Below are 8428 nucleotides of genomic sequence, written 5' to 3'. Positions count from 1 at the left end.
ACGTGACCGATGGTGCCGACGTTGACGTGCGGCTTGGTGCGCTCGAATTTACCCTTAGCCATGGCTGTCGCTTCTCGTTTGTGGGTCTGTATGTCGCGGCGGCTGTTGGTAAAGCAGCCTTGTGTTGCGTTGGATGGTGCTCACGAAAGGAATCGAACCTTCGACCTCCTCCTTACCAAGGAGGTGCTCTACCGACTGAGCTACGTGAGCGTAAAACTCTGGTGTCGCGACCCGGTTACCGGGCCTTGCTGCAATGGGGGCCGCCAAGAGTGGATTCAATGGAGCGGGAGACGGGATTCGAACCCGCATTATCAGCTTGGAAGGCTGAGGCTCTAACCATTGAACTACTCCCGCGCCGCGTACAGCCATTACAGCGTTGGAACTTTAACTTGAAACTTTACCTTGGAACCGCGCCGAACTTTCGATCGTCGCGCCACCGATATTCTGGTGGAGGGAGGTGGATTCGAACCACCGAAGGCGTAAGCCAGCAGATTTACAGTCTGCCCCCGTTGGCCGCTTGGGTATCCCTCCAAAGAGCCCGTAATTCTGGGGTGCGTTCTTCAGGTTGTCAACGCGTTTTCACATACAAGCCTGAAAAATTTTCGTCCCGCCCCGGCGACACGCATCGGCCCGACTCGGCCGCATAGTGTACTCAGACATTGAACCGGAAGTGCAACACATCGCCTTCCTGGACGCGATATTCCTTGCCTTCCAGGCGCAGACGCCCGGCGTCGCGCGCTCCGGACTCGCCCTTGTACTTGATGAAATCGTCGTAGGCGATGGTTTCGGCGCGGATGAAGCCCTTCTCGAAGTCGGTGTGGATCACCGCGGCGGCCTGCGGCGCGGTCGAACCGGCCTTGACCGTCCAGGCGCGCACTTCCTTGACCCCGGCGGTGAAGTAGGTCTGCAGGCCCAGCAACTCATAACCGGCGCGAATCAGGCGATTGAGGCCAGGCTCGGCCAGTCCCAGGTCGGCCAGGAAGGTGTCGCGATCCTCGTCGTCGAGCTGACTGAGCTCTTCCTCGATCGCGGCCGACACCGGCACCACCTGGGCGCCCTCGGTCGCGGCGCGCGCGCGCACCGCGTCGAGGTGATGATTGTTCTCGAACCCGTCCTCAAGCACGTTGGCCACGTACATGACCGGCTTGAGGGTCAGCAGGAACAGGTCGCGCAGCGCCGCCTTGTCGTCGTCGGACAGGTTCAACGCACGCGCCGCGGTGCCCGCGTTGAGGCCCTCGCGCACGCGGCCGAGCACTTCCTTGCGCACCGCGGCTTCCTTGTCGCCGGTCTTGGCCGAGCGCTCGGCGCGCTGGTAAGCCTTCTCGACACTTTCCAGATCGGCCAGGGCCAGCTCGGTATCGATGGTGTCGATATCGGCGATCGGATCGACCTTGTTGTTGACGTGGATGACGTCGGGATTCTCGAAGCAGCGCACCACGTGGGTGATCGCGTCGACTTCGCGGATGTGGGCCAGGAACTTGTTGCCCAGGCCCTGCCCGCTCGCCGCGCCGGCGACCAGGCCGGCAATGTCGACGAACTCGACCGCGGTCGGAATCAGCTTCTGCGGCTTGACGATTTCAGCCAGCGCGTTCAGACGCAGATCCGGCACCGGCACCGCGCCGACGTTGGGCTCGATGGTGCAGAACGGGAAATTCGCCGCGGCGATACCGGCCTTGGTCAGCGCGTTGAAAAGAGTCGACTTGCCGACGTTGGGCAGGCCGACGATGCCGCATTTGATGCCCATGACGATCCGTGATTGGTGATTCGGGATTAGGGATTCGAACAGCCGCGCTTTCCGAATCCCTAATCCCCAATCCCTAATCCCTAATCCCTGCTCGTATGCAACCGCGTCATCGCATCCATGAAATTGCCCTGCACCGCCAGCGGCATCACATCGATGGCGTTGTCGATCGCGCGCAGGATGGTGGCTTCGTCGTCCTTGCCGGGACGGCCGAGCACCCAGGGCGTGACTTTGTCCTTATGGCCGGGATGGCCGATGCCGACCCGCAGACGGTGGAACTTGCCGTGGCCGAGCAACTGCATGGTGTCGCGCAGGCCGTTCTGGCCGCCATGGCCGCCGTCGAATTTGAGCCGCGCGGTGCCCGGCGACAGATCCAGCTCGTCGTGCGCCAGCAGCGCCTCTTCGGGCTCGATCTTCCAGTAGCGCAACGCCGCGGTGACCGACTTGCCCGACAGGTTCATGAAGGTGGCCGGCTTGAGCAGCCACACCGGACGGCCGCCGATCTCGACCTTCGAGGTCTCGCCGAACAGCTTGGATTCCAGGCCGAAACGGCCGCCGAACTTCTCGTTCAAGGCGTCCACAAACCAGAACCCGGCATTGTGCCGGGTCCGGGTGTATTCCGACCCCGGGTTACCGAGGCCGACGATCAGGCGCAGTCCCGCCATGGATCACAACAGTCCGCGAACGCGAACCGGCGCGCCGATCAGGGCGCGCCGGCAGGCGATCACTTCTTGTCTTCGTCCTTCTTGGCGACCTTCGCGGCCGGCACTTCGGCCTCCGGCGCGTCGGTGACTTCTTCGACTTCTTCCTTGCCGTGCTTGGCGATCACGACGGCGACGTCGTGTTCCTTGCCCAGCTTCAGCTCGGGGATCTCGACGCCCTTCGGCAGCTTGAGCTCCGACAGGTGGACAATGTCGCCGACGGTCAGCGCCGACAGGTCGATCTCGATGAACTCCGGCAGGTCCTTCGGCAGGCAGCTGACTTCGACTTCGTTGAGCTCGTGGGTGACCACGACGTCGGCGGCCTTGCCGGCCGGCGACTTGTCTTCGTTGAGGAAGTGCAGCGGCACCGCGACGCGGATGGCCTGGTTGGCATCAACGCGCTGGAAGTCCAGGTGCATGATGATCTGCTTGAACGGATGGCGCTGCATGTCGCGCAGAAGCACGTCCTGCGTCTTGCCGTCGAGCTCCAGGCTCAGGATCGAGGAGTAGAACCACTCGTGCTGGCTGGCCAGCCAGATCTTCTCGTGGTCGAGCTGGATCGCCTGCGGCGGATTCTTGCCGCCGTAGATGATGGCCGGGATGCTGGCGGCACGACGCAGGCGGCGGCTCGCACCCTTCCCCTCGACGTTGCGGCCAGTGGCCTTGATGGTGTGTTCGGACATTGGTTTTTACTCACTTTGCAGCGTTAGGACCGCCTCGCGGCGGCTTATGGAGACTCACCCGCGACCAGATGAGTCTTTTGGAGCTGGGATTGGGGATTCGGGATTGGGGATTCGTTGCAGCAAAGGCCGCGTGGCCGCTATTGCGAATCACCAATCCCGAATCACCAATCCCGGGCAAATCAATCCACGTACAACGAGCTGACCGACTCGCCGAAGGCGATGCGGCGGATCGTCTCGGCCAGCAGCTCGGCGACGCTGAGCTGGCGGATGCGGCCGGTGGCGCGAGCCGCGGCGGTCAGCGGGATGGTGTCGGTCACCACCAGCTCGTCCAGCTGCGACTTGGTTACGTTGTCGATCGCCGCGCCCGACAGCACCGGGTGGGTGCAGTAGGCGACGACTTTCTGCGCGCCCTGCGCCTTCAGCGCCGCCGCGGCGGCGCACAAGGTGCCGGCGGTGTCGACGATGTCGTCGACCAGCACGCAGGTCTTGCCCGACACGTCGCCGATGATGTTCATCACCGTGGCGACGTTGGCGCGCGGGCGGCGCTTGTCGATGATCGCCAGTTCCGCGTCGTCGAGGCGCTTGGCGATCGCGCGAGCGCGGACCACGCCGCCGACGTCCGGCGAAACCACGATCAAATTATCCGTGCCGTGCGCGCGCCAGATGTCGGCGAGCAGCAGCGGCGAGGCGTAGACGTTGTCGACCGGGATGTCGAAAAAGCCCTGGATCTGATCCGCGTGCAGATCGACCGTGAGCACCCGATCGGCGCCGACCGCGCTGAACATCTTGGCCGCGACCTTGGCGGTGATCGGCACGCGCGAGGAGCGCGGGCGGCGATCCTGGCGGGCGTAGCCGAAGTACGGCACCACCGCGGTCACGCTGGCCACCGATGCGCGCTTGAGCGCGTCGATCAGGACCAGCAGCTCCATGAAGTTTTCCGCCGTCGGCGCATTGGTCGACTGGATGACGAAGACTTCCTGGCGACGCACGTTTTCTTCGATCTCGACCTGCACCTCGCCGTCGGAGAATCGCCCGACCAGGGCCTTGCCGATGCGGATGCCGAGCTCTTTGCACACCGCCTCGGCGAGAGGACGGTTGGCATTGCCGCTGAATACCAGCAGGTTGCGATCGTTTTGCACTGTACTTCTCCGCTTCGCTCTGACCGTGGCGGTTTTAAGGCCGGGATTCGGGATTTGGGATTCGCGATTCGACAAAGCGCGGCGGCTTGCGAATCGCGAATCCCAAATCTCCAATCCCTAAAATGGCAGGGGCGGTAGGATTCGAACCTACGAATGCCAGGATCAAAACCTGGTGCCTTGGGCCTCTTGGCGACGCCCCTGCGGAAACCTGGTCTCGAGTGCGGCATGCAGCGGCGAACGCCCTGCTCCGCCCGCCGTCCAGGCCCGAAGGCCGGAAGGCAGTTCCAGCAGCGCCGCTTCGGCGGTTTCGCGCGTGGCGAACTCGACGAAGCAACCGCTGCCGGAGCCGGTCAGACGCGGCGAACCGATCCGCGACAAGGCGGCGAAGGCAGCTTCTACAGCTGTTTCGCGCTTGCGCAGAACCGGCTCGAACGCATTCCCGAGCGGCTTACCCGAAACGAAGTCCGATATTGTCGCGGGCGCGGCATCCCGCGTCAATTCGGAAGATTGAAATAAGGCCGCGGTCGGCGCGTGAACGCCCGGATCGACCAGCACGTACCAGGCCGGCGCCAGCTCGATCGGGCGCAGGCTTTCGCCGACGCCTTCGGCCCAGGCGTTCTCACCGCGGACGAAGACCGGCACGTCGGCGCCCAGCCGCAGTCCAAGTTCGGCCAGCCGGTCGATGCCCAGATCGGTGCCCCACAGGGCATCCAGCGCGACCAGCACGGTCGCCGCATCGGACGAACCGCCGCCGAACCCACCCCCGGCCGGAATGCACTTTTCGATGAGGATGTCAGCACCTTGGGCGCTGTTTGCTTCTTTTTGCAACAACAGCGCAGCTCGGACAGTGAGGTCGTCATGCTCGGCCACGCCCGCCACCGAAGCGCCATGGCGGACCACGCGGCCGTCGTCGCGCGGCCGTAGGCGGATCGTGTCGCCCCAGTCGAGCAGGCGGAACACGGTCTGCAGCAGGTGGTAGCCATCGGCACGGCGGCCGACGATGCGCAGGAACAGGTTCAGCTTGGCCGGGGCGGGCCAGAGCGACCACGCGCGGCCGTCAGCGCGATTGTCGGCGGGAGCGGCGTTGACGCCGACATCGGACTGGGACATGGGCGGCATTACGAAAAAACCCGTTCAGCGGGAAGCAGACGCGGAGTGCGCCGCGGCTGCACCCTTGGTCGCATTCGTCTTCAAGCCCGCGACCAGCGACTGGTTGTAAGCGATCGCGTAGCGCGTGGCCTGCTCCAGCAATCGCGCGTGCTCGTCGCCTTCGATTACGTCGCTGGTGCCGTCGAGATAGAGGACATCGTCGACGCCCTCGCTGTCGCCGCGCTCAAGACCAGGCGTGACGCAGGAAAAACCGCACATACCGATCAATCGCGCACGACCTTGCGCCAAGTCGGCGCGGGCGTCGCCAGCCGGATCGTCCAGATTCAGCGTGGCGAGCTCATTGCGCAATTTGACGAGGTTGGACTGCAAAGACTCCCAGACCTGATCACGCGACGCGACCGGCGCAGCCGCCGCCCCACCCTGCCATTCGTCCACGATCAAACGCACCCGCGCGTTCGCGCGCCGCGCATCCAGCCGCGACGGCAGATCGCCGCTGGCCGGCCATTGGTAAGCGATGGTCCAGCCGCCCTGCTCGATCGACAGCGGGCGGCCGTCCGGGCCGGGGGTCAGCTTCGCCGCGGCGACGCCTTCGGCCGGCAGACCGCGCAGCCAATTGCCCAGCGCCTCGACCGGGATGTCCCAGCCGGTGGTTTCCAGCAGCAGGGCGGCGGCGTTGTCGCCGCTGCGCGAGCCGCCTTCCAGGCCTTCCAGGCGGGCTTCGCCGGGGCCGCCGGCCAATCGCCAGCTTTGCCGGGTCACCGGCGCGCTGAGCGCGACTTCGAAATGCTCGCCGCGCTGAGTCCACTCGATCCGGCCGCTGCCGCCCTTGCCGGCGTTGGACACGGCGATGCGGCCGGTCAACGACCACTCGCTGCCCGCGCGCACCCGCAGCGCGCGCGCGGATTCGCGCTGCGCGGCATCGGCCGCGGGCACGACGGTTTCGCCGGTTGGACGCTTGACCGCGCCGCCCACGCAGGCGCTGAGCCCCAACGCCAACACCGCGATCACCGCTGCGCGGGTCAGCGCCGTTCGCATGCCAGCCACGACCGCGACCGAACCGGCCATCACAGCCCGTACTTCTTCAACGCCCGCAGCAGCGAGCGATTTTCCGGATCGATCTTGCGCGCCTGTTCGAAATATTTGCGCGCCTCGTCGCGGCGCCCGCTTTCCCACAGCACTTCGGCCAGGTGCGAGGCAATCTCGGCGTCTTTCTGCAAGGTCAGCGCGCGACGCAGTTCGGTTTCAGCTTCCTGCACCCGGCCCAGGCGATACAGCACCCAGCCGTAGCTGTCGATGATCGCGGAGTTTTCCGGCTCGGCGGTGCGGGCGCGCTCGATCAGTTCCAGCGCTTCCTGATAGCGGGTGGTGCGGTCGGCGAGCGTGTAACCCAGTGCATTGAGCGCGGCCACGCTGTCGGGTTCGGCGACCAGGATGCGGCGGAAATCGGCTTCGGCGCGGGCCACGTCGTCGCGGCGCTCCCAGCTCAGGGCGCGCGCGTAGAGAATTTCCGGTTCGTCAGGGAACGCGGCCAGGCCGCGCGCGAACGCGTCGCTTTCGCCGCTGTCGCTCTTGTCCTCGGCGCGCAGGCTGGCTTCCAGGATGTAGGCGTCGCGGCGGGTTTCGTCCTCGGCCGAGGCATCGGACTGGATCGCGCGCAGACTGGCGTAAGCCTCGTCGCCGCGGTGCAGCTTGTGCAGCACGTTGGCGCTGCGCAGGCGCGCGATCGAACGCTGCGAACCGCCGGGCACGCCCTGATACCAGTTCAGCGCCTCTTCGTTGCGTTCGAGGAATTCGGCCATCTGCGCCAGCAGCAGGCGCCGCGCCGGGTCGGGCTTGGCGGCGTCGGCGCGCAGTTCGTCGTAGAGCTTGGTCAGGGTCGGCTTGTCCTCGGCGCGAGCCAGGTAGGACGCGCGCAAGGCATAGGTCTGCTCGTCCTGCGGGCCGCGCGCGAGCACCGCGGCGACGTTCTGGAAATCGTTGAGCCCTTCGTACTGCTCGGCGATCAGCGCGCGCAGATTGTTGTCGCTGTCGGCCAGCGGCACCAGGGTCGAGAGCAACTGCTGGGCTTGCTCGGTCTTGCCGTCCTCGCGCAATTGACTGACCCGCAGCAGGCCGACGCGCGGCTCGCCGGGGAAGCGCTTGACCACTTCCTCGACGATGCGTTCGGTCAGCTTGGGCTGGTCGAGCCGCTGCGCCAGGCCGCCGAAGGCGACCCAGGCCATCAGATTGCGCGGCGGCATCTGCCCGCCGTCGATGATCTTCTCGAGCATGCGCCCGGCCTGCTGCGGGGTCTTGGACCCGGCGGTCAGCACGCCCAGCGCCTGGCGCCAGCCGGTGTCGGGGTCGCCGCTCATCAGACTGTTGAGCTGGCGCAGCGCGTCGCGTTCGTCGCCCCGGCGCAGCGCCAGGGTCGCCTCGGCGGCGTTGAGCGTCGGGCCTTTGCCTCCGAGCTTTCGCCACAGCGCCAGCGATTCGGACGCGGTCGTGTCCTGCTTGGCGACGATGGCGATAGTGGTCGCACGCTCGGCCAGGGCCAGATCGCCGGCGGCGCGCGCGGCTTTCAGATAGGCGGTGGCGGCGTCGTTCAGCTTGCCGGCCTGCAGCGAGAATTCACCGCTGAGCAGCGATTCCAGCGACGCGCCGGTCGGGTCCTTGGCGGCCCGGGCCTGCATCTGCGCGCGGGCCGCGGCGAGCGCGGCGGCGGACGGCTGAATCGGCGCGGCGGCGGCGGCGACCGCGCCCGAGGCGAGCGCCAGGACCACGCTCAGCACAGCGACCGGCAGGCGGCGGAGGGGATGGGCCGCAACCGCGGCCGGCTTACGTTTAGTTCTGTCTATTGGACCGATCGAGCAAATCGAATCGTAGAGAACCACGGCGAGACCAGTGGGCCGGTAGAATGGCGGCCTTCAGCAGCCCGCAGCTTATCGCAAGCACCTGAACCGATGTCCCGCGCCGCCCACCGCCCGATGAAACTTTTTCGCAGCCTTGCGATGGCGGTCGCGCGTGTCCGCGCCCCAGTCGCACGCCGCCTGCGCGCGAGCGGCTTTCATCCCT

7 protein-coding genes and 4 tRNA genes are annotated in these 8428 nt (G+C 66.2%); all 11 read right to left on the bottom strand.

Annotated features, from left to right (window positions below; all coding sequences use genetic code 11):
• Positions 1–134: 134 nt before the first annotated feature.
• Positions 135–210, bottom strand: a tRNA-Thr gene (locus ASD86_RS17135).
• Between the two features lie 69 nt (positions 211–279).
• Positions 280–354, bottom strand: a tRNA-Gly gene (locus tag ASD86_RS17130).
• 91 nt (positions 355–445) lie between these two features.
• Positions 446–531: transfer RNA gene (locus ASD86_RS17125), tRNA-Tyr, on the bottom strand.
• 121 nt (positions 532–652) lie between these two features.
• The gene (gene ychF / locus ASD86_RS17120) at positions 653–1744 is read right to left on the bottom strand and encodes a redox-regulated ATPase YchF (protein ID WP_056113233.1); all 1092 of its coding nucleotides are present in this window, start codon (positions 1742–1744) and stop codon (positions 653–655) included.
• 80 nt (positions 1745–1824) lie between these two features.
• Positions 1825–2406, bottom strand: a complete 582-nt coding sequence (gene pth / locus ASD86_RS17115; protein ID WP_056113229.1) for an aminoacyl-tRNA hydrolase — start codon at positions 2404–2406, stop codon at positions 1825–1827.
• A 59-nt stretch (positions 2407–2465) separates the two neighbouring features.
• Positions 2466–3125 carry a 50S ribosomal protein L25/general stress protein Ctc gene (locus ASD86_RS17110; RefSeq protein WP_056113225.1) on the bottom strand — a complete coding sequence of 220 codons (660 nt, stop codon included), beginning with the start codon at positions 3123–3125 and terminating at the stop codon, positions 2466–2468.
• A 179-nt stretch (positions 3126–3304) separates the two neighbouring features.
• Entirely contained in the window at positions 3305–4264 is a 960-nt protein-coding gene (locus ASD86_RS17105; RefSeq protein ID WP_036111835.1) for a ribose-phosphate diphosphokinase, read from the bottom strand.
• A gap of 123 nt (positions 4265–4387) precedes the next feature.
• Positions 4388–4464: transfer RNA gene (locus ASD86_RS17100), tRNA-Gln, on the bottom strand.
• On the bottom strand, positions 4427–5374 hold the full coding sequence (ispE, locus tag ASD86_RS17095) for a 4-(cytidine 5'-diphospho)-2-C-methyl-D-erythritol kinase (protein ID WP_056113282.1): 948 nt from the start codon (positions 5372–5374) through the stop codon (positions 4427–4429). Before ispE ends, ASD86_RS17100 begins: the two co-directional genes overlap by 38 nt.
• Positions 5375–5398: 24 nt before the next feature.
• Positions 5399–6439 carry a lipoprotein insertase outer membrane protein LolB gene (lolB, locus tag ASD86_RS26075; RefSeq protein ID WP_235567790.1) on the bottom strand — a complete coding sequence of 347 codons (1041 nt, stop codon included), beginning with the start codon at positions 6437–6439 and terminating at the stop codon, positions 5399–5401.
• Positions 6439–8145, bottom strand: coding sequence for a tetratricopeptide repeat protein (locus tag ASD86_RS17085; RefSeq protein WP_235567789.1), 1707 nt, complete (start codon positions 8143–8145; stop codon positions 6439–6441). Before ASD86_RS17085 ends, lolB begins: the two co-directional genes overlap by 1 nt.
• Positions 8146–8428: the final 283 nt, after the last annotated feature.

This window comes from Lysobacter sp. Root690, from assembly GCF_001427785.1.
Lineage (GTDB): Bacteria > Pseudomonadota > Gammaproteobacteria > Xanthomonadales > Xanthomonadaceae > Lysobacter.
The sequence above is the reverse complement of the archived record's forward strand: the minus strand, read 5'-3'. Positions and strand labels throughout refer to the sequence as shown.